This is a genomic window from Bacillus cereus group sp. MG4 (assembly GCF_040460055.1).
Taxonomy (GTDB): domain Bacteria; phylum Bacillota; class Bacilli; order Bacillales; family Bacillaceae_G; genus Bacillus_A; species Bacillus_A wiedmannii.
In genome coordinates this window covers 1,985,550-2,006,140 of record NZ_JARVGZ010000001.1, presented here as the reverse complement: position 1 = coordinate 2,006,140, position 20,591 = coordinate 1,985,550, and the positions used below count along the sequence as shown (strand labels likewise).

Genomic DNA, 20,591 nt, shown 5'->3' with positions numbered 1-20,591 from the left:
TGCTTCTATTAAACCATTTAATGCAAACGTTTTCAATCAGTAAGGTACATATACAATTTAGGGAGGTTTTTGGGATGAAGAAAGCATTATCATTATTAACGGTTTCAGCATTATCAATTGGTATGTTATCTGCATGTGGACCGAAAGATTCAGGGAAGAAAGAAGAAAGTAAAGCGAAGAAAGATTACGATCTTCTCGTTTGGGAAGATGATAAAAAAGGTGTTGGTTTAGAACCAGCAGTGAAAAGTTTTGAGGAAAAATATAAAGTAAAAGTAAAAGTCGTTGAAATGCAAATGACAGATCAAGTGAAGAAGTTACGCCTTGATGGACCAGCGGGGACGGGACCAGATGTTGTAACATTGCCACATGATCAAATTGGAAACGCAGTAACAGAAGGTTTACTTTCTGAAGTGAAAGCTGATGATGCTGTGAAGAGTAGATTTACTGAATCATCAATAGAAGCACAGACATATAACGGAAAATTATATGGTTTACCAAAAGCAATTGAGACACCAGTCTTTATTTACAATAAAAAATTAATGCCAAAAGCACCAGAAACGATGGATGAGCTGTTTAACTTCTCAAAAGAATTTACGAAGGATGGCAAGTATGGATTTTTAACACTAGGAGATAACTTCTACTTTGCTAATGCATTCATGGCAGGTATGGGTGGTTATGTGTTTGGTGAAAAAGATGGAAAGCCAAATGCAAGTGATGTTGGATTAAATAATATTGGGGCAGTACAAGGTGCTGAATATCTTCAAAAATGGTACAAAGAAAAGTTATTCCCGAAAGGTATTATCGGTGAATCTGGTGGACCTGCTGCTGATGGACTATTTAACGAAGGAAAAGTAGCATCTATCATGAATGGTCCATGGGCGTTCCAAGCAATGGAAAAGAACGGAATTGATTATGGCGTTGCTCCAATGCCGAAATTACCAAACGGTCAACCAATGAAAACATTTGTTGGGGTTAAAGGGTGGCATGTAACAAGTTTCTCTAAACAAAATGATTTAGCTACAAAGTTCACTGAATGGGTAACAAATGAAGAGAACGCAAAAATTCGATTTGAGAAAACAAAAGAAATTCCTCCAGTAAAAGCAGTAATGGAAGATCCAATCATTAAAGATAATGAAGCTGCAAAAGCAGTTGCAACACAATCTGAAAATGGAATTCCAATGCCGAACATTCCAGAAATGCAAGAAGTATGGAAACCAGCTGGAGATGCGCTTCAATTAGTTGTTACGGAAAAAGAGGCACCAAAAGCAGCACTTGACAATGCAGTGAAGCAAATTAAAGGTAATATTGAGGCAAATCATAGTAAGAAAAAATAAGGTGAAATTCGTGCCTCTCATATGAGGGGCATGAATTCTCTCCCAGAAAAAAGGGGGAAGGAACATGCAAACATCTATGGAACCAGCAAATGGTTTAAACGGTTCAAAGCATAGGAAAATGGCAACCATGTTATCTATCATTCCAGGCGTGGGCCAAATGTATAATAAGCAATTTGTAAAAGGTCTTATTTTTCTAGTACTAACAGGTTCATTTATTGTAGCCTTTGCTGATTTATTAAATATGGGATTATGGGGAATTGTAACGCTAGGTACAGAAGTTCCACGTGATCATTCTGTCTTTCTATTAGTAGAAGGAATCTTGGCACTCATCGTCATCGTTTTTGGACTCGGAATATATGCATTTAATTTATATGATGCATACCAAAACGGGAAGAAACGTGATATAGGAACACCTTTAAACTCTGTAAAAGAGCAATACCGTAATTTACTAGATCAAGGTTTTCCATATTTAATGGTTTCACCAGGTTTTCTATTACTTATCTTTGTAGTTGTATTTCCAATCATCTTCGTAATTTTAATTGGATTTACGAATTATGATTTATACCACTCTCCTCCAGCTAAATTAGTAGATTGGGTGGGCTTCAAAAACTTTATTGATATCTTTACATTACCGATGTGGAGAGAGACATTTTTAAGCGTATTTTCTTGGACTGTCATTTGGACATTCGTTGCAACGACATTACAAGTTGCGCTTGGTATTTTCTTAGCGATTATCGTAAATCAGCCTGGTATTAAAGGGAAGGCAATTATTCGAACAATCTTCATTTTACCGTGGGCGGTTCCAGCATTCGTATCTATTCTTGTTTTCTCTGGTATGTTTAATGAGACATTTGGAGCAATTAACAATCAAGTATTAGCTTTATTTGGAATCGAAAAGATTGCTTGGATGACAGATCCATTTTGGGCAAAAATCGCTTTAATTATAATTCAAACGTGGCTTGGATTCCCGTTCGTCTTTGCAATGACAACAGGTATACTGCAATCGATTCCAGGGGAGTTATATGAAGCTGCTACAGTAGATGGAGCTACAGCTTGGCAACAGTTTCGTAAAATTACATTGCCACTTGTTCTATATGCAACAGCACCAATATTAATTACGCAATATACGTTTAACTTTAATAACTTTAGTATCATCTATCTATTTAACGGCGGAGGTCCTGCTGTAGCTGGACAAGACGCAGGTGGAACAGATATTTTAATTTCATGGATTTATAAGTTAACGATGACTTCGGCGCAGTACGGGAAAGCGGCAGCTCTTACAATGATCTTATCGTTAATCGTTATTACAGTTGCGTTATGGCAATTTAAGAGAACAAAATCATTCCAAGAAGAGGATATGATGTAAATGAATATTAAAAGACAAAAGATGTTACGTCTCTCATTAAGTTATCTCGTTATTTTCGTAATGTGTGCCATCATTTTCTATCCATTATTATGGATTATTGGCTCATCGTTTAATCCGGGTGATAGTTTATCTGGATCAAGTATTATTCCGCAAAATGCAACGTTAGATCATTATCGTAAGTTATTAGATTTAGAGAATAGTAATTATTTACTATGGTATAAAAACACATTAAAAGTAAGTGTTATAACGATGATTTTCTCAGTGTTAGCAATTAGTTTTACTGCTTATGCATTTTCAAGATACCGTTTTGTTGGAAGAAAAAATGGTTTATTAACATTTTTAATTCTGCAAATGATTCCGAACTTTGCGGCGCTAATCGCTCTATACGTATTAGCACAGTTAACGGGGTTAATCGATACGCACCTTGCATTAATTTTAATTTATGTAGGCGGGGCAATTCCAATGAATACATGGCTTATGAAAGGATATTTTGATACGATTCCGAAAGAATTGGATGAGTCAGCTCGTATGGATGGGGCAGGACATTTCCGTATTTTTTGGCAAATCATTATGCCACTTGCAAAGCCAATCGTAGCGGTTGTGGCGTTATTCACTTTCATCGGTCCATTTACAGATTTCATTTTAGCGAGTGTTATTTTGCGCACACCAGAAAATTATACGTTAGCAGTTGGGTTATATGAAATGGTAGCGAAGAAATTTGGTAATGAATTTACAACGTTTGCAGCGGGTTCAGTATTGATTGCAATTCCAATTTCAATTTTATTCCTATCACTACAAAAATACTTTATCTCTGGTTTAACTGCTGGAGGTACGAAAGGATGAAAAATGGGACGTTACGTCCCATTTTTCTTTTCATCTCCCTATAAAAAATTTTATAGGGAGATGAAAAGAGATTTGACATCACATATGAAAAGAAGTGAAATAAATAGTATATTATAGTATAGGAAAAAAGAGCTATATCCCTTACAATACATGGAGAGGGAGAATATGATAGGTATTACAAGATAGAATCAATGAAAGTTTATGACTTCTCCTATTACTTGCAACGGGTGCAAGATTAAAATATATAACAAAATGGCAGAGAAGTGAAAGGAGGGGGATTTTTATGACAGTTACAATTAAAGATGTGGCGAAGAAGGCAAATGTAGCACCATCTACCGTTTCTCGTGTAATTGCTGATAATCCAAGTATAAGTGAAAAAACAAAGCGTCGTGTTCGGAAAGTAATGAGTGAACTAGGGTATCATCCCAATTTAAACGCAAGAAATTTAGCTAACCAAACAACAAAAACACTTGGTCTTGTTATGCCAAGTTCTGCAAGTAAAGCTTTTCAAAATCCGTTTTTCCCAGAAGTTATAAGAGGGATTAGTTCATTTGCACATGTAGAAGGGTATGCGCTTTATATGTCGACAGGTGAAACGGAAGATGAAATTTTTAATGGTGTTGTAAAGATGGTACAGGGGCGCCAAATTGGTGGCATTATTCTTTTATATTCAAGAGAGAATGATCGGATTATTCAATATTTGCATAAACAAAATTTCCCGTTTGTTTTAATTGGGAAACCGTATGATCGAAAAGATGAAATTACATATGTAGATAATGACAATTATACAGCTGCAAGAGAAGTAGCAGAATATTTGATTTCATTAGGTCATAAACAAATCGCGTTCATCGGCGGTGGATCAGATTTACTTGTAACGAGAGATCGTTTGGCTGGTATGAGTGATGCTTTAAAATTAGCGGACATTGTATTACCAAAAGAGTATATTTTACATTTTGATTTTTCGAGGGAAAGTGGTCAACAAGCCGTTGAGGAGTTAATGGGACTACAGCAACCACCGACAGCAATTGTGGCAACGGATGATTTAATTGGACTTGGTGTGTTAAGTGCTCTTTCTAAAAAAGGATTCGTCGTACCAAAGGATGTTTCCATTATAAGCTTTAACAATGCTTTATTATCAGAAATTGCGAGTCCGCCACTTTCGACAGTTGATGTGAATATTTATCAACTAGGATATGAGGCAGCAAAAGCTTTAGTGGATAAAGTAGAGAATGCGGAGTCTACTGCAAAGTGTATTATTATTCCTCATAAATTACTAAAGCGCCAAACTTGCGATCATTATGCATAAAAAAGCTAAGAGTTTAACTCTTAGCTTTTTGTTGTAGAAAGGCCTCTAATCGATCACAGCCTTCTTTTAAAGTTTCAATACTATACGCATAGGACAAGCGAAGATAGCCTTCACCATATTCAGAAAATGCAGTTCCAGGAACAACAGCTAGTCCAGCTTCTTTGACAAGGTCAAGTGCAAAATCAAATGATGAAGATGTTAAATGACCAACATATGGGAATAAGTAAAATGCACCTGTGGGCTTTTCAACTGTTAAGCCCATTTGAATGAGTCGATTATATACATAATCGCGGCGTTTCTTGTATTGATGACGCATCATTTTTGGGGCATCTTTAGCAGCTGTTAATGCTTCAATTGCAGCATATTGAGCGATTGAAGTAGCACACGTTACGTTGTATTGATGAACTTTTAGTATATGTCCTGCTAAATAGCTTGGTGCAAATAATAGACCGATACGCCAGCCAGTCATAGAATGAGATTTTGATAAACCGTTAATGACGATAGTCTTTTCACGCATTTCTGGGAAATGAGCGATAGATGTATGCTTTTGTTCATATACAAGTTCGCTATAAATTTCATCAGAAAGGACGAAAATATTTTTATCTTTTAAAACAGTTACAATATCCTGTAATTCTTCTTTTGATAAAGTTACACCAGTTGGATTAGAAGGATACGGCAGTACGACGCATCTTGTTTTTTCTGTAATAGCATTTTCTAGCGCTTCGGCTGTTAAACGGAAGCCAGTTTCACGAACATCGATAAAAATAGGTGTAGCACCGCATAATCGAATAATTGGTTCGTATCCTGGATAAATAGGGGCAGGTAAAATAACTTCTGTTCCTGGCTCTAAAATCGTTCGGAATGTAATATCAATTGCTTCACTAGCACCGATTGTAACGATGGTTTCGTTTTCAGGTGAATACTGTAAATCGTAGTTATCTTTTACAAAATTACAAGCTGCCTTGCGTAATTCTAGTAAACCGGCGTTATGTGTATAGCTTGTATAATTTTCTGTAATAGCCCGTTTTGCCGCTTCTTTTACGAGAGAAGGCGTAGGGAAATCGGGTTGTCCAATTGTTAAAGAGATAAGATTATCATAGTTTTGAATCATGTTAGAGAATTGACGGATTCCAGAAATTTGGATGTCCTTCACTCTAGGGTTAATGAATTGTTCCATTGTATCTCCCTTTCTTCCGTTTGAAAATTAAGTTCATTTTAACATATTTTCTATGATTTCGCTTGCGTATATGTTATGTAGAAAGAGAGGGATAATAGAAAAAAAGCCGCTGTAAGCGACTTTTTAATATCCGTACTCCCAATCTATTTCATCTTCATTCCAAAGTACAGAGGATACTTTGCCAAGGTGAACAACTGATTCATTCACAGCACATGTGCAATTTTCTTCTCCGGTTTTATGCTGTAACTCTTCATATACTGATTTTTCAACATTTTCTAGAACGACCAAATTTTCTTCTTTTAAAACAAGCGTAGTACCCGCCATATTTATCTTCCTCCTACTAAAATAATGATCACTTATTTGTAAACATAGATAGTATGGATTATATGCTGTATTTTGCTATAGTTGTCCGTCTCATGAAGTATTTTTTATTTTCTTTGTAATCCGTATTCATTGTATACTGCCGGGCAGAAATTTGGTACAGGGTTTACATTCATTTCGAAAATCTGTAACAATTATTATGTGCTGTTAACAAAGAATTAACAAATATGTTAAGAAAAATCAAAATTTTAAAACAAATAAACCCGTAAAATGATATAATCATATCAAAATACATATAGGGGATGAGAGGCTATGGAGCTGATCCGTGATTTAATGATCCAAATTGCCATCATTATTTTGCCACTATTTTTATATGAAGCGATTCGTTTAAATCGTTATCAAGAAATGCCTCCGAAGCCGAACCGCTACTTTATTATGTTTTTATCCAGCATTACACTCATTCTCTCCATGACATACTCTATTTGTTTTGGTGACATTTGTGGGTATAATTTTCACCCAATCCCGATTGTTAGTGGTTTTTTATATGGTGGGATTGTTGGTTTGATCCCGGGCGTTATTTTTGTTGCATATGAATGGGCGCTAAAGGGAATGAGCCTTCTTCCGGTAATAGAAGTAATATTTCTATTGATAGTTCCATTATTTTTATCAAAGAAATGGTCTCTATTTTCAAGGGATAAGAAGCTAATTTTAGCATTTATGATTTCATCATTGTACGTACTTGTTTCTTTAGTAATTGGTATGATTAACGTTCTGTTAGAAACGGGGTTTACACCACACATTTCACACTTATATAGCGGATATATATTTGCTTCGCTTATTATGGTTATGACTATGGTATTTCAAGTGTACTTAACAGAATATTTAAACGAAAATGCAATATTACGTACAGAGATGCAAAAGTCAGAAAAGCTTAATATTGTGAGTGAGTTGGCAGCAAGTGTTGCACATGAGGTTCGAAATCCGCTCACTGTTGTTCGTGGTTTTATTCAATTGTTAGAAAGTACGGAAGATGTGAAGAATAAGGATTATATGCGTCTCGTATTAGCCGAATTGGATCGGGCAGAACAAATTATTTCAGATTATTTGAATTTAGCAAGGCCACAAATTGAGAAAAAAGAGCATATTTGCTTATCCGCTCAATTAATTGAAATGACAACTCTTATGTCATCATTTGCAGCGATGCAAGGTGTATATTTGCAAGTTGAGATTTCTGAAAGTCTTTATACGATCGGTGATAAGACGAAATTGAAGCAAGCTATTATGAATGTTGTTAAAAATGGTATTGAAGCAATCCAAGGAAATAAAGGATATTTAAAAGTAACAGCTATGCAAAAAGATGAAACGATAGTAATAAGAGTTAAAGATAGTGGTGTTGGAATGACGAAAGAACAGTTAGTAAGACTGGGACAACCGTATTATTCTCTAAAAGAAGAAGGGACAGGATTAGGACTTATGGTAACATTTAGTATTTTACAAGCGCATAATGGTACGCTGGAATATAAAAGCGAAAGTGGGAAAGGAACTGAAGCGATTATTATATTGCCAGCTGTAAGAAATAAGGAATAAAAGTTACCGATGGAAGGTAACTTTTTATTTTATATAGGAAAAAAATATTATTTTATTCAGATGTTTTTTCTTGTTTTGATCGGCTAAATAAACTTCTAAATGATTGAAAAAAACTTTGTTCTTTCGAAGCCGCGACTAATCTTTTTGTTTCTTGAATTTCGCGAATCACTTGCATAAGTTGTGCATCCCGGTTGCTGTCTTTATTATAAATTTGATTTACGAGTTTATTCATTTTTTCCTCTTGCTTGGATTCTCGTTTATACATATGATTCATTAATAAGTCCATCTTTTCTTTTTGCAGGGCATCTGTTTGAGCGGCATGATCTACTAACTCTTGTAGCATTTTTTCTTGAGAGCCTTCTTTTACATAAACTTGTTGCATCAATTCATCTAGCTTTTCATCTTTTAAACGATTTTGGGTAATAAGGGTAGAATTTTGATGAATAATTGCTTCATTTAATTGAGCGAGCATTTCAAGTTTTAACATGAACTCCTCAAAGTTACGCCCATCTTCTTTTTCTTTCGTTTGTATTTCTTGCTTATCTTGTATAGCGGGTACAGGCGGGGCCTCTTTTTCTTTTAAAATAATAGGTATCGTTTCTGAAATATCTTCTTGCAGTTTAGCAGCTCTTTCATGTATAGATTTCAATAGTTTTAAATCATCCAGTTTATAAATACGAGCATCAGCTGTTTTTGAAATGATATAACCATGTTCCTCTAACAGTTGGCTATATTTACGGACTATATGTTTTGGGATGCCTGTTTTATTCGTGACATCTTTCGTTTTATAGATAGCTTCCATGTTATTTCCTCCCCAAAAAGTATCGTATATATCATTTCAATCTTTTATGAGGACTTCCTTTAAAAAAGAATGTCGGAAGGTTATTAGTTTTCTACAGCATTAGTGAAAAGATGAAGAAAAATGAGAGTTTTTGGCGGAATGGCGAAGAAGAGCTAAAATAATGTCTGAAAACATATACAGGAGAAGTTTGTTATAATAACTGAGGAAAAGAAACTGGTAGAAGCATGGAGGTATACATGAAGCAATTAAAAGGTATTATCATTTCAATTATTGCAATTCTTTCTATTGTAGTAGCGGTTTATGAAGTACTTGTCCCAGAGGAAACAAGTATCAAAAAAACGAATGCATATGATCAAGTTCTAGAATTTCCGAAAGAGCGATATCCAGAAACAGGGAAACATATTACGGATGCTATAAAAGAAGGACATTCAGAAGTTTGTACAATCGACCGTGGTGGTGCTGCGGATAGAAGAAAATTATCGTTAGCTCCATACCCATCAAAAAAAGGGTATGATCGTGATGAATGGCCAATGGCGATGTGTAAAGAAGGCGGAAAAGGAGCACATATTGAATATATAAGTCCAGCAGATAACCGCGGAGCAGGGTCTTGGGTAGGAAATAAGTTAGATAAATACCCAGATGGTACGCGTGTGAAATTTGACGTAAAGTAGTAGTTGCATATTTCATAATGAAGGAGAAGGGGAACGATGGAGTTAACAATTTCTTATTCGCAATTAATGTTGATGAACTATGACGGTGATCAGCCTTACGTAGACTGGACGGATGAAGATTTTGAAAGAGGTTATGCGAAGGCGGATGGAACTGTTATTTTTGAAGCACTCTCTGATTATACTTGTGAAGTAAAAGTGACCCCTGGGAAACATATTGAGAAAGAAGAGGTGATTAGAACGGTTACAGTACCTTTTACAGTTAAAAATGAATGTATCGTTGTAACAAGTATTCTTTCGAATAAATTCCAAATCCCTATACCGAATGGTGAGTATACAGTTGTATTACAGGCAACTCCTCTTGAAGAACCAACGAATGATGAATTATATAAAATACAATACGAATTCTTTTTTGAAAGTAAAGAATAAAAAATGGGTTATCCTTTTTGAGGATAACCCATTTTTGTTATGCGTTTGTTTTTAGCAGGGAACGAGCATCTTTTGCTGCTTGCACCATGTGTTCTAGAGCCGGGATAACTTCTTCCGTTCTCCTCGTTTTTAAACCACAATCAGGATTAATCCAGAAATATTTAGGATCACATACTTCTAAAGATTGTTCTACGATTTTATACATTTCATCTTTACTCGGTACACGTGGGCTATGAATATCATATACACCTAGACCGATGCCTTTTTCATATGTTGTATGTTTTAATGTGTCAATAAATTCACCGTGACTTCTTGATGTTTCGATAGAAATCACATCTGCATCTAATGCGCGAATCGCATCAACAATATCTTCGAAGTTACTGTAACACATATGCGTATGAATTTGTGTTTCATTTGCTACAGAAGAAGTTGCTAAAAGGAAGGATTGTACTGCCCATGTAATATAAGCGTCCCAATCTCTTTCTTTTAGTGGCATTCCTTCACGAAGTGCTGGCTCATCGACTTGGATTACTCGAATTCCGGAAGATTCAAGTAGTTCAATTTCGTGACGAAGAGCTAATGCAATTTGATACGAAACTTCTTTTCTTGGAATGTCATTTCGAACGAAAGACCAATTTAAAATCGTAACAGGTCCAGTTAACATTCCTTTTACAACTTTCTCTGTTAAGCTTTGTGCATAAACTGTTTCCTTAATAGTCATTCCGTTAATAAAGGCAACATCACCATAAATAACAGGTGGTTTTACGCAGCGAGAACCGTATGATTGTACCCAGCCGTTTTTAGTGAATGAGAAACCAGCAAGGCGCTCACCAAAATATTCGACCATGTCAGTTCTTTCGAATTCACCATGTACAAGGACATCAAGACCAATTTCTTCTTGGTAACGAATCCATTTTTCTGTCTCTTTTTCAATAAATTGTTCATATTGTTCATTTGAAATAACACCGTTACGCCATTCTTTTCGCGTTTGACGAACTTCAGTTGTTTGCGGGAAGCTACCAATAGTAGTTGTTGGTAATAACGGTAACTCTAGGGCAACTTGTTGTAATTCGTATCGTTTTTCAAATGGAAGAGGACGTGAAAAATCTTCTTCTTTTAGTGCTGTTCGTGCTGCTTTAACATCTTCACGGTTACGTACAGCAGATGAACGAATTGTATGATGTACATTTCGGTATGTTTCCAGCTCATTACTAATGCTTTCTGTACCTTGAGTAAGAGCGGAATGAATAAGAACTAACTCTTCTAATTTTTGATTTGCAAATGCTAACGCATCGAATAGTTCAGTCGATAAGTGAGTTTCTTCTGTTTTATCGATTGGTGTATGCAATAAGCTACAAGAAGGCTGAACGATGAAGTCTTTCGTTTGGACTTGTTTTTGCAACGTTGTAAATAACGTAATAACTTCATCAAGGTCCGCTCTCCAAATGTTACGGCCATCTATACAACCGACAGCTAAAGTTTTATCAGCTGGGAATCCATATTTTGAAATAGCATGTAGATTACCTTCTTTACCATGAACGAAATCTAATCCAATACCGGATACAGGGAATGTAATAATATCTTCATAGTTTTCTTCTATACTATCAAAATATGTTTGTAAAAGAAGATTCGCATTTGGAACTTCTTTACGAATAGCTTCATAAATTTCTTTTGCTTGTTGAACTTCTTCTTTCGTTAAAGAAGCGAAAATCGGTTCATCAACTTGAATGACTTGTGCACCAGCTGCATGTAGTTCTGAAAGCAGTTGTACGTATGGTGCAACTAATTGTTTTAAAATCGTAGTAAATTGTTCTTGTGTATAACCTTTAGCTAATTTCAAGAAAGTATATGGTCCTAAAATAACAGGTTTTCCATCTACTCCTAATTCTTGTTTTGCCTCTTCGTATAAGTGAAGTGGACGATTATCTTTTAAAGAGATTTGTAATCCCTCTTCATATTCAGGAACGATATAATGATAGTTTGTGTTAAACCATTTTGTCATTTCAGAAGCTACGTGATCTTTAGAGCCACGCGCCATTGCGAAATATACATCAAGGTAAGATGTAAACTCAGAAAAACGTGATGGGATAAATCCTAGCATATAAGCAGTATCCAAAACGTGATCATAATATGTAAAGTCGCCAATTGGAATGAGTTCAATCCCTTTTTCTTGCTGTACTTTTACGTGTTGAAGGCGAATTGCTTTCATCTTTGTTAAAAATTGTTCTTCATCGATTTTATTGGACCAAAAAGATTCTAATGTCTTTTTCCACTCTCGTTGTAGTCCGATACGTGGATAACCTAAGTTACTTGTTTGAATTGTCATTTTAAATTCCTCCCTAATTGAAAGTAAGCATTTCCGTTTACTAGGAAATACCTATAACAAAAAGCATAAAGGCATAGAAAATAAGCCTTCCTTTTTGTTTTAACACCTCATCATCATCCGTGAATCTATCAGTGTTGTTAAAACAGGCAGGTCTCCTGACTTATGCTTCATATAATCTCTTTTACCTTCCCGTTTTCACAGTGGCATAGAAAAGAAATCTCAGCATTTACAGTGGCGGGACCGTGTTGGAGTTTCACCAAGCTTCCCTTTTAAACACGAAACGAAATTTTCGTGTACCTATTTTCCTTTTGAAAGGAAGTTAACAAGCGATATGATATTGAAACAAATTCTAACACAATTTTTGGAATTTTGTCTACTGTTTTAAAATAAGAAAATTCTAAAGTTTTTTATTTTTTATTATTCGAATTATTCTGGTTTTTGTAAGACGAAGAAAAGTAAGGGGAATTGAAAGTAAGTACGATTAAACATACAAAGAAGTATGTACTTGTACAGAGATAAGATACTAGTTATGTTATTTAAAAATCCATCCATATTCTGGAGTGAGGAAGGGGATTGAATGGTTTATTTTGAAATATTAACTTATCACAAGAAAGAATAAGGCTCCTGTATAAAGATACATATACTATGTTTATAGAAATGGGGAATTTCAATTGGAAAAAAGTACACAAAATATTTATTCACCACCAAAACATATAGTTTCAGCAGCGACAATTGTAATGAATGAACAAAAAGAAATCTTATTAATTAAGGGACCTAGAAGAGGATGGGAAATGCCAGGTGGACAAGTTGAAGAAAGAGAGTCTTTGAAAGATGCTGCAATAAGGGAAACTAAAGAGGAAACAGGTATTGATATTGAGGTTTTAAAGTTTTGTGGAGTATTCCAAAATGTGAATCATTCAATATGTAATACGTTGTTTTTAGCTAGGCCAGTTGGCGGTAAATTAACGACTACACCAGAAAGTTTGGAAGTAGGATTCTATCCTATTGAGCAGGCGTTAGAAATGGTGAATTTTATGAATTTCAGACAAAGAATTGAATACAGTTTGGATGAAAACCAACATCCTTTTTATATAGAATTTTAAGAAACAACCTTCCATTATGGGACGTTAGTGATGAATAAATCTTAGATTTTTAAACGACTGTATTGTTTTTTGAGCACAGTGAAGTATCTTATATCGAAAATTAAACCCTAAAACAAGCATAACCCCGTCCTAAATTAGAACGGGGCTATGCTTGTTTTAGGGTTTAAAAAGAAATAACTTTATTGTCTTTTTACAGTTTCTTCTTTATAAGTTTAATTTGTATCTATATCAATTTCTGAAAGCCTTCCTGCAACTGCATCTGTAAGGAGGGTGTTTAACCATTGCAATTCAACTGTAATATGTTCAATAACGCTTTGTAAAATATATAGTTGTGCACGTGGAATGTGTCCTTTGCTACAATCATAAATAGTTTGCATTTTATGTAAATATTGAACGGTATCATTTTTCTTTTTTTCTAAAATAGGAATTAACTCTTGATCATCACCAAAATGAGCGAAAGAGAGTGCTGAATAAATTGGTTTATATATTTGATTTTTTGCCTCGAATTGTTTTAATAGTAACGTGTGAAATAACCGTTTACCTTCTTCTGTTATATGAAAGATTGTTTTATCGGGTCTATTCGTATCTCGAACAATCGTGGTAATACGAATTGCACCCTGCTTTTCTAATTGCTCGAAGGCGTAGTAAAGTGATCCTTTTGCATATTTAATATAACAATCCATTTGTCGTTCTTTCATGATGTGCTGCACTTCATATGGATGTTTATCTCCTTCGAGTAGCAAGCCGAGAATGACTAATTTCATGCTCATGCTGTCTCAACTCCTATAAATAAAAACTTTATACATATTATAAACGGCATATCCGTTTTCATAAAGGGATATGCCGTTTCTTTTCTCTATATTAACTTACTTGCTTTTGTTTTTGTTTCGTTTTTGGACCTGTAAAGAGGCGTTCATTTCCCATAAGTAAAATACAAATAATACTTAGTACAGCCGGGATAAGTGCCCAGAAGAATGTACTAGCAATAGAGGTAGCGAGAGCATCTTTAATACCAGTTAATATTTCAGCTGGAATCTTCTCGGTAGCACCTTGTGATAATAAGAAACTTGTGTCTCCGCCTTTTGGAGCTAATTTAGCTAGTTCAGGAGGGAACACAGTGTTTAATTTAGTAGTAAAAATATGGTTTTGAATTGTACCGAAAATCGTTACACCAAGAGTCATACCGAGTGAACGGAAGAATGAGTTTGTTGATGTAGCAGAACCACGGTCTCGCATTTCTAACTTGTGGATAGAAGACATACTTAAAACTGAGAATGAGAAACCAACTCCAAGTCCAGTGAGAACCATAAATAGCGTTACAAGTAGACGAGGTGTATCCATTGTTAAAGTGCTTAGTGAATAAATACCAATTACGAAGAAAACACCAGATACCATCATGATGTTACGATAACTTGTTCGAGAAGCTAACTGTCCACCTGTTTGACTTCCAATTACAGAGCCAACCATCATAGGTGTTAAAATTAATCCAGCATTGGAGGCTGAACCACCGAGAACACCTTGAACAAAGATTGGGATATAAACTGTACAGATAATAAAAGCGGCACCATAGAAAAAGGCAACTCCTTGGCTAGCTGCGAATAAAGGTTTTTTAAATAGATGGAAAGAAATGATAGGTTCAGTTGCTTTTCGTTCTACGAAGAAGAAAATAATAAGCATAATAACAACTGTTGTAAATAAACCGATAATTACAGTGGAATTCCATGCGTATTCTTTACCACCAAGTTCTAAGGCGAACATTAAGCAAACGATACTAATGACAAGTGTAATAGCGCCGGCCCAATCAATTTTTTGTTTTCTAAATTCTAGAGATTCACTGTAGTATTTAGTAATGAAGAAGAAGGAGATAAGTCCTAATGGAATATTAATATAGAAGACCCAATGCCAACTTATATAGTCTGTAATATAAGCACCTAATAAAGGGCCGAATACACTAGATGTCCCGAAAACCGCACCGAATAGCCCGGTCATTTTTCCACGCTTTTCTGGTGGGAATATATCGTACATAATCGTGAAGGCGATAGGCATAAGAGCACCGCCACCGATCCCTTGAATTGCTCTATAAATACTTAGTTGCTCAATACTAGATGCTGTCCCGCAAAGTGCAGAACCGAATAAGAAAAGAATGAGACCACCAATATAAAAGCGTTTCCGTCCGTACATATCAGAAAGTTTTCCGAAGATAGGCATCCCTGCCATTGTTGCTACCATATATGCAGACGTGACCCAAACGAACTTGTCAAATCCTCCTAGGTCTCCAACAATCGTTGCCATTGCTGTTGCAACGATTGTATTATCCATTGCCGCCATTAAAATACCAAGTAATAAACCTGTAACAACAAATTTTGTATTGTTGGAGTCTTTTTTTGATAATTGAGATTCCAAATATAACCCTCCTTTAATAATAAGTAAAATATATGAAGTTTTGAGTGCAGCGCATAAAAATTTGAAATATAGTTTTTTAAATCAATTTACATAAGTGCACTGACAAAGCCATAAAGAATATTATAGTCAAATTTGACTAAAAGGCAAACTTTTTCTTCCGCCAAAATATTCTGTTGTATGGACAGAGAAAGAGTGAGCAATACTTAGTATTGGTGTAAAGTCAATGAAGGAAATTGTAAAAAAATATTTCAGTAAGAATACCTTCTGTTAACAGAGGAAAAATGGTTTTTTCTTTATATTGTCGAATAGGATAAAAGGAAGAGTAATAACTATATATCGTTTGTAACAAGCTTTATTAATATTGTGTGGAGAGGCAGAATAAGGTCGTATGGATATGATGCATCTGAAATGGGGTGAATATTATTATGAAAATATGGAAACGAATTTCAGATCAAGGTAGGCGTTCAATGCCGCTACAACCGGTGTTATGGATTGATGGCTCAAAAAAGGAAAACGAATGTCCTAATGTAGCAGTTACATTGCAAATCCGTAGTATGTATAAAGAAAAATTTTCATATGAACTGACCTATGATGTAAATGACATACTTATTATTCGAATTGAAGTAGAAAATAAAGGAATGGAAATGATTTCACGAGTTGTAGTAAGTCATATGATTCGAGATTATTTTGCATATATCCCAAATTCATTAAAGGCTGATAAGGGGATGAGCGAGTTTTTGTTTCAGCTTGTAAGGTGGCGAATTGATAATTTATTACCGAATGAGAAAGTAGAACTAATTTGTAAAATAAAAGCAAATAAAGATAAAGCAATCAAAAACGCATTATTTCAGGCTACATATACATTTCAATATAAAGGAGTATCATATGGCCCGCTGCAAACAAATGAAGTTGTTGTGCGGCAATGATAAAAAGGAACCTGTAAGAAAGGTTCCTTTTTTAATGAAGATTGTGTTTTTTGAGTACTTTTTTTTGCTCGATTCCTTTTTTTCCTACATAATTATTTTTATAACCAAAATATAAAATGAAAAGAAAGGAAGCAACATTTACAATAGCATCAATTTGATCGTTTGTAATAAAGTTCACTCCGAAAGAATTAAACAGTAATTTTAATGATAATAGAAAACCTGCTAGTAAACGTATAATATCTGATAGATTCTCTTTTTGTAGCATATAAGTCATCTCTTTCTAAAACGATATATAGTATATATATGAAATAGAATAGAAATGGTAGACAAGCTTAAGCGGAAATGTACACTCAATATGTACATTTTTTATTTTGTAGAAAAACATAATTGTTATAGAAACATATATTGGTATAGAAAGGAGGAGAAGTATGAAACATAAAGGGAAAATTAGTGGGTTATTACTTGGGAATACAGTGGCAGTTACAGAATGGATTGCGCTTCAGGATGTAATTACAAAACTGGATTCGCGATCATTTTATACCGTCTTTATTATTTATATATTGCAAATGATACTCAGCTATTATTTTGGACATTGGTATGATAAAAGAGCGAGTGGGCGTATGGATACGGAAGTAGGGGGAATGGCAAGTAATGATTTTGTAGTTGATTTCTTTGAGAAAGTAGCTGCTTTATCAGAACGGGATTCTCATAATATTACAGTGTACATTCTTTCTGTGAAAGAATGGAAAGAACTAAAAGAAACAGTGCAAGAAAAAAAATTGGAGGTGTTAGTACAAAAATTGGAGAGTACGATTGTAAAGACAATTCGTAAAGGAGATGTCATTACAAGGTGGGATGAAAATAAGTATGTTATTGTGGCGATTGATAACGGACATGAAAAGTCGACAATAACAAATCGATTAATGAAAAATATTGAAAGTGAAATAGAAAATGGTTTGTTAAGTATGACGCTATTATTTGGAGCTGCTAGTTATCCAATAGAAGGAAAAACTTTTGAAGAATTGTTAAGAAAGGCACAAAATCAATTGTACCAGCATAGGGATTTGTAAGAAAATGAGTGAAACCTTGATTTGAAGAAATATGATATGAAGAAGTTTTGAATGTAACATTTGTAACTACTCAGCTTCCTCAGACAAAAAAGCATGCTAAATACATGTTTCCAATTCGAAAACATGAAAAAAAATATGCCCATAAGAGAAAGAATCTAGATCGAATCGAGAATTTCTCTTATGAAATCGTGCAATTCCAAGGAACCGTTCCGGTTTCTATAACCTGACCTATCGCTTGTAAGACAGATTGTTTTTGTTTTTTCATGGTGCTTATAAAGCTTCGTATCTGACAAAAAGATTCTGCGCCTTTCTTACTTCGAAACGTTCCAGACACTTTCTGTTTGACTTTCGTCATTCGAATATCCCGTTCTGCTTGATTGTTATCAAATGGAATGTCTGGATGTTCTAAAAATGCTAGAATTCTGTCAGCATATTTGACGAAGCGATTCCATAAATTTTGAGCAGGCGTCTGTTTTCCTTTCTTTTTTGGTTCTGAAGAAAATACTTGTTTTTCTTTTAATATAGCTTGATAGGCAGTCGACAGATTCTCTTGCTCTGCTTTTGGCAGGAGTCCTTTGTATTGTTTTTTTAGCGTTAAGGCTTGCGTTAAAAACTCCTGCATCTGTTGTGCCCATTTTTCTCCGGTACTATCTATAATTCCTTGTAAATCTCGTAAGAGGTGGGCATTACATAATACGTGACGACAATCTGTATACGCATCATATGATTTCCAACCATCATGCATCGCGATTCCAGAAAAAGACGGCAAGATTTCTCCAGCATCCATTGCTTCTTTTCCGCGTTTTTGATGAATATGTTGCAATGTCACCTCCGGTGTACTGGCAGTATGTAACCATTGTGTTTTATTTTCTACACGCATACCGGTTTCATCAAAATGGACAACAGAAGACTGAAGGATCTGGTCTTTTACTTCTTGGAGAAAAGGCTGCAATTGAGCCGAAAAACTGTTTGTATGATTGACTAACGTTCCTTCACTGATAGAATGTCCAAAACAATCTTGAAAGAATTCTTTTGTTCTTTTTAAAGAAAGACACTGATAATGCGTTAAATAGGGGATTAGTCTTTTTATATTTGGACCATATTGAACAGGACGAGAGACAGTAGAAGGAAACTGGGATTCTTGAATAGAATGGCAATGTGGGCACTCTTTTTGTTCCACTTTATGTTCTGTTACTTCTATCTGGATAGGTGGTAAATCATACACTTGGCGAATGCGGTATCCTTTTACAGGCTCATGGTCTAAAGAAGTATAGCAACAAGTACAATAGGTAGGAGAATATGTAATTGTATGGTCTGGAGTCGCTGTCAAACCAAGAGTATGTCCTTTGTGGCCCAACTGGCCACCGGTTTGACGCTGGGATGATTTTCGCAAACTTTTTGTAATAGGCTTACGAAAACCATCTGTAGAGGGTGGTTTATGACTATTTGTAGAGTTTTTTTTTGAACGATTTTCTAATTCTTCTATACGCTCTTTTAAATTCTGTATTTGACTTTCTAATTGATGAACAAAATCGCAAATAGCTTGAGGTCCCTTTTGATAGACAGCTAGAATTTCTTGTTTTTTCAACATAAATACCACCTCCTTGTATGATATATCTAGTATTCACACAAAAAGTACATATCAGACTAGTAAATGAAAAAAGCCTCCGTGAGGAAGCTGAGTAGTTACAAAAGTCTTTAAAAATATATGGAATAAGCATATAATTATGATGGATGTGTCAATGCATTTTGCACAATGTGTTTCATTTTAAAAGTGTAGAGGAAAGCATGCTCTACACTTTTCCTTTTTAGGGAATGACAAGAATAATTGTAAGTTGTTGCAAGATAGCATTTATACTGTGTAAAATGAACAAATAGATTATTTGATAGAAAGCCGGAAAGGGAATGATAGAATGATAGACGTGAGAGAACAACGATCATCTTTTATCAGGTGAATTATTATTACTGTTGTTCTTCAAATTATTATGGCTGTGATGAATTCCGTTGTACTTTTATGTAATACATAGTATGAACAGGCTTTAAAAAGTGCTAAGTAAAAGATGGATATGAAACTGCTAATTGGTTCAAAAAAGTAAAATGTAATTTTAAGTAATACAATTTGTATAAGCATTATAAACAATATCAATGATTTTCGTAGAAAAGGTGCGAGTATGGAGTTTATAGAAGGATATATAATTTTCATAGCTTTTTACACGATGATCGTATATAAGTAGGAGGAAGAAGATGTTGAAATATAGTAAATTAGCAATTGTAACTGCATTATCAATGACTTTATTAGCCGGTTGTTTCGGACCGAAACCAGAAGAGGAATTATATGTTGCATTTGAAAATGCTGCAAAGCAAGAAAAAACAATGTTTGAAGATGCAAAGAAACTTGAAACTTTAGAAAAAGAGGGACAAGAATTATATAACCAGATTGTTCAAGAAGGAAAAGATAATAATCAAACTGTTAAGGAAAAATTGAACCAAGCAGTGAAAAATACAGATGAACGAGACAAAGTGCTTAAAAAAGAAAAAGAATCTTTAAGTAAGGCACAAGAAGAAGTAAAATCAGCAGATAAATATGTGAAGAAAATTGAAGATAAGAAATTGAAAGATCAAGCGGATAAAGTGAAAAGCACATATGAGAAACGACAAGATTCATTTAACAAGATGTATGATAGCTATAATAAATCGTTAAAACAAGAAAAAGAATTATATACAATGTTACAAGATAAAGGTACAAAATTAAAAGATATTAGTGAAAAAGTAAAAGTAGTAAATCAATCTTATAAGGATATTGAATCAGAAAAAGACAAGTTTAATGAATTTACAAAATCTTATAATACAGAAAAAATAGCTTTTTATAAACAAGCAAATATTAAAATTAAAGAAGAGAAAAAATAAAACAGTTTGGCCTACAATTGGCC

Annotated in this window: 19 protein-coding genes and 1 riboswitch; of the genes, 11 read left to right on the top strand and 8 right to left on the bottom strand. The window is 34.6% G+C overall.

The genetic code is table 11. The features are described from left to right. Window positions 1-74 precede the first annotated feature (74 nt). The 4 genes from QCI41_RS10430 to malR all read left to right on the top strand — a co-directional run bounded on the left by QCI41_RS10430 (window position 75) and on the right by malR (window position 4,849). Window positions 75-1,334 (top strand): extracellular solute-binding protein, encoded by a 1,260-nt coding sequence (locus QCI41_RS10430; protein ID WP_353837518.1) that lies wholly within the window; start codon window positions 75-77, stop codon window positions 1,332-1,334. Window positions 1,335-1,398: 64 nt separating this feature from the next. Next, window positions 1,399-2,700 carry a maltosaccharide ABC transporter permease MalC gene (gene malC / locus QCI41_RS10425; protein ID WP_060488386.1) on the top strand — a complete coding sequence of 434 codons (1,302 nt, stop codon included), beginning with the start codon at window positions 1,399-1,401 and terminating at the stop codon, window positions 2,698-2,700. Then, window positions 2,701-3,543: a maltosaccharide ABC transporter permease MalD gene (gene malD / locus QCI41_RS10420; RefSeq protein ID WP_001022607.1), complete on the top strand. Its 843-nt coding sequence runs from the start codon at window positions 2,701-2,703 to the stop codon at window positions 3,541-3,543. It abuts the gene before it with no gap. A gap of 283 nt (window positions 3,544-3,826) precedes the next feature. Continuing rightward, window positions 3,827-4,849, top strand: a complete 1,023-nt coding sequence (gene malR, locus QCI41_RS10415) for a maltose operon transcriptional repressor MalR (protein WP_000219036.1) — start codon at window positions 3,827-3,829, stop codon at window positions 4,847-4,849. A gap of 13 nt (window positions 4,850-4,862) precedes the next feature. Here malR and QCI41_RS10410 read toward each other — a convergent pair whose 3' ends face one another. Both QCI41_RS10410 and QCI41_RS10405 read right to left on the bottom strand, forming a co-directional pair. Further along, window positions 4,863-6,026 carry an aminotransferase A gene (locus tag QCI41_RS10410; RefSeq protein WP_088093453.1) on the bottom strand — a complete coding sequence of 388 codons (1,164 nt, stop codon included), beginning with the start codon at window positions 6,024-6,026 and terminating at the stop codon, window positions 4,863-4,865. Between the two features lie 123 nt (window positions 6,027-6,149). Next, the gene (locus tag QCI41_RS10405; RefSeq protein WP_000929285.1) at window positions 6,150-6,350 is read right to left on the bottom strand and encodes a hypothetical protein; all 201 of its coding nucleotides are present in this window, start codon (window positions 6,348-6,350) and stop codon (window positions 6,150-6,152) included. A gap of 309 nt (window positions 6,351-6,659) precedes the next feature. Here QCI41_RS10405 and kinB point away from each other — a divergent pair, with 309 nt between their 5' ends. After that, window positions 6,660-7,934, top strand: a complete 1,275-nt coding sequence (gene kinB, locus QCI41_RS10400) for a sporulation sensor histidine kinase KinB (protein ID WP_353837519.1) — start codon at window positions 6,660-6,662, stop codon at window positions 7,932-7,934. Window positions 7,935-7,986: 52 nt separating this feature from the next. On the opposite strand, the gene QCI41_RS10395 is transcribed toward kinB, so the two are convergent. Continuing rightward, window positions 7,987-8,736, bottom strand: a complete 750-nt coding sequence (locus QCI41_RS10395) for a DUF3967 domain-containing protein (protein ID WP_000387495.1) — start codon at window positions 8,734-8,736, stop codon at window positions 7,987-7,989. A 236-nt stretch (window positions 8,737-8,972) separates the two neighbouring features. On the opposite strand from QCI41_RS10395, the gene nucA reads away from it, so the two are divergent. After that, complete coding sequence (gene nucA / locus QCI41_RS10390) at window positions 8,973-9,407, top strand: DNA-entry nuclease (protein WP_000811502.1); 435 nt, start codon at window positions 8,973-8,975, stop codon at window positions 9,405-9,407. Window positions 9,408-9,443: 36 nt separating this feature from the next. Beyond that, entirely contained in the window at window positions 9,444-9,833 is a 390-nt protein-coding gene (gene comJ, locus QCI41_RS10385) for a competence protein ComJ (protein WP_353837520.1), read from the top strand. 37 nt (window positions 9,834-9,870) lie between these two features. Here comJ and metE read toward each other — a convergent pair whose 3' ends face one another. Next, window positions 9,871-12,159, bottom strand: coding sequence for a 5-methyltetrahydropteroyltriglutamate--homocysteine S-methyltransferase (gene metE, locus QCI41_RS10380; RefSeq protein WP_353837521.1), 2,289 nt, complete (start codon window positions 12,157-12,159; stop codon window positions 9,871-9,873). Between the two features lie 128 nt (window positions 12,160-12,287). Next, window positions 12,288-12,475, bottom strand: a riboswitch (cobalamin riboswitch). A gap of 355 nt (window positions 12,476-12,830) precedes the next feature. Between metE and QCI41_RS10375 the strand changes: the two genes are divergently transcribed. Continuing rightward, the gene (locus QCI41_RS10375) at window positions 12,831-13,262 is read left to right on the top strand and encodes an NUDIX hydrolase (RefSeq protein WP_353837522.1); all 432 of its coding nucleotides are present in this window, start codon (window positions 12,831-12,833) and stop codon (window positions 13,260-13,262) included. 212 nt (window positions 13,263-13,474) lie between these two features. Here the strand turns inward: QCI41_RS10375 and QCI41_RS10370 are convergent, their stop codons facing one another. Then, window positions 13,475-14,032, bottom strand: a complete 558-nt coding sequence (locus QCI41_RS10370) for a PadR family transcriptional regulator (RefSeq protein ID WP_097857841.1) — start codon at window positions 14,030-14,032, stop codon at window positions 13,475-13,477. 91 nt (window positions 14,033-14,123) lie between these two features. Next, window positions 14,124-15,665, bottom strand: coding sequence for an MDR family MFS transporter (locus QCI41_RS10365; RefSeq protein ID WP_353837523.1), 1,542 nt, complete (start codon window positions 15,663-15,665; stop codon window positions 14,124-14,126). 425 nt (window positions 15,666-16,090) lie between these two features. Here QCI41_RS10365 and QCI41_RS10360 point away from each other — a divergent pair, with 425 nt between their 5' ends. After that, window positions 16,091-16,591: a hypothetical protein gene (locus QCI41_RS10360; RefSeq protein WP_046957438.1), complete on the top strand. Its 501-nt coding sequence runs from the start codon at window positions 16,091-16,093 to the stop codon at window positions 16,589-16,591. 31 nt (window positions 16,592-16,622) lie between these two features. On the opposite strand, the gene QCI41_RS10355 is transcribed toward QCI41_RS10360, so the two are convergent. Continuing rightward, on the bottom strand, window positions 16,623-16,856 hold the full coding sequence (locus QCI41_RS10355; protein WP_000939452.1) for an SPP1 phage holin family protein: 234 nt from the start codon (window positions 16,854-16,856) through the stop codon (window positions 16,623-16,625). 163 nt (window positions 16,857-17,019) lie between these two features. On the opposite strand from QCI41_RS10355, the gene QCI41_RS10350 reads away from it, so the two are divergent. Next, window positions 17,020-17,661, top strand: a complete 642-nt coding sequence (locus tag QCI41_RS10350) for a diguanylate cyclase domain-containing protein (RefSeq protein WP_353837524.1) — start codon at window positions 17,020-17,022, stop codon at window positions 17,659-17,661. A gap of 178 nt (window positions 17,662-17,839) precedes the next feature. On the opposite strand, the gene tnpC is transcribed toward QCI41_RS10350, so the two are convergent. Next, on the bottom strand, window positions 17,840-19,252 hold the full coding sequence (gene tnpC, locus QCI41_RS10345) for an IS66 family transposase (protein ID WP_353836078.1): 1,413 nt from the start codon (window positions 19,250-19,252) through the stop codon (window positions 17,840-17,842). A gap of 653 nt (window positions 19,253-19,905) precedes the next feature. Here tnpC and QCI41_RS10340 point away from each other — a divergent pair. Next, window positions 19,906-20,568, top strand: coding sequence for a YkyA family protein (locus tag QCI41_RS10340; protein WP_000922489.1), 663 nt, complete (start codon window positions 19,906-19,908; stop codon window positions 20,566-20,568). Window positions 20,569-20,591: the final 23 nt, after the last annotated feature.

Excerpts from the sequence above, each read along its gene's own strand:
- QCI41_RS10340 (WP_000922489.1), top strand. The coding sequence starts at position 19,906 with ATGTTGAAATATAGTAAATTAGCAATTGTAACTGCATTATCAATGACT.
- kinB (WP_353837519.1), top strand. The coding sequence starts at position 6,660 with ATGGAGCTGATCCGTGATTTAATGATCCAAATTGCCATCATTATTTTG.
- malC (WP_060488386.1), top strand. The coding sequence starts at position 1,399 with ATGCAAACATCTATGGAACCAGCAAATGGTTTAAACGGTTCAAAGCAT.
- QCI41_RS10395 (WP_000387495.1), bottom strand. The coding sequence starts at position 8,736 with ATGGAAGCTATCTATAAAACGAAAGATGTCACGAATAAAACAGGCATC.
- nucA (WP_000811502.1), top strand. The coding sequence starts at position 8,973 with ATGAAGCAATTAAAAGGTATTATCATTTCAATTATTGCAATTCTTTCT.
- tnpC (WP_353836078.1), bottom strand. The coding sequence starts at position 19,252 with ATGTTGAAAAAACAAGAAATTCTAGCTGTCTATCAAAAGGGACCTCAA.
- comJ (WP_353837520.1), top strand. The coding sequence starts at position 9,444 with ATGGAGTTAACAATTTCTTATTCGCAATTAATGTTGATGAACTATGAC.
- QCI41_RS10350 (WP_353837524.1), top strand. The coding sequence starts at position 17,020 with ATGAAACATAAAGGGAAAATTAGTGGGTTATTACTTGGGAATACAGTG.
- QCI41_RS10430 (WP_353837518.1), top strand. The coding sequence starts at position 75 with ATGAAGAAAGCATTATCATTATTAACGGTTTCAGCATTATCAATTGGT.
- malD (WP_001022607.1), top strand. The coding sequence starts at position 2,701 with ATGAATATTAAAAGACAAAAGATGTTACGTCTCTCATTAAGTTATCTC.
- QCI41_RS10355 (WP_000939452.1), bottom strand. The coding sequence starts at position 16,856 with ATGCTACAAAAAGAGAATCTATCAGATATTATACGTTTACTAGCAGGT.
- QCI41_RS10405 (WP_000929285.1), bottom strand. The coding sequence starts at position 6,350 with ATGGCGGGTACTACGCTTGTTTTAAAAGAAGAAAATTTGGTCGTTCTA.
- QCI41_RS10360 (WP_046957438.1), top strand. The coding sequence starts at position 16,091 with ATGAAAATATGGAAACGAATTTCAGATCAAGGTAGGCGTTCAATGCCG.
- malR (WP_000219036.1), top strand. The coding sequence starts at position 3,827 with ATGACAGTTACAATTAAAGATGTGGCGAAGAAGGCAAATGTAGCACCA.
- metE (WP_353837521.1), bottom strand. The coding sequence starts at position 12,159 with ATGACAATTCAAACAAGTAACTTAGGTTATCCACGTATCGGACTACAA.
- QCI41_RS10410 (WP_088093453.1), bottom strand. The coding sequence starts at position 6,026 with ATGGAACAATTCATTAACCCTAGAGTGAAGGACATCCAAATTTCTGGA.
- QCI41_RS10370 (WP_097857841.1), bottom strand. The coding sequence starts at position 14,032 with ATGAGCATGAAATTAGTCATTCTCGGCTTGCTACTCGAAGGAGATAAA.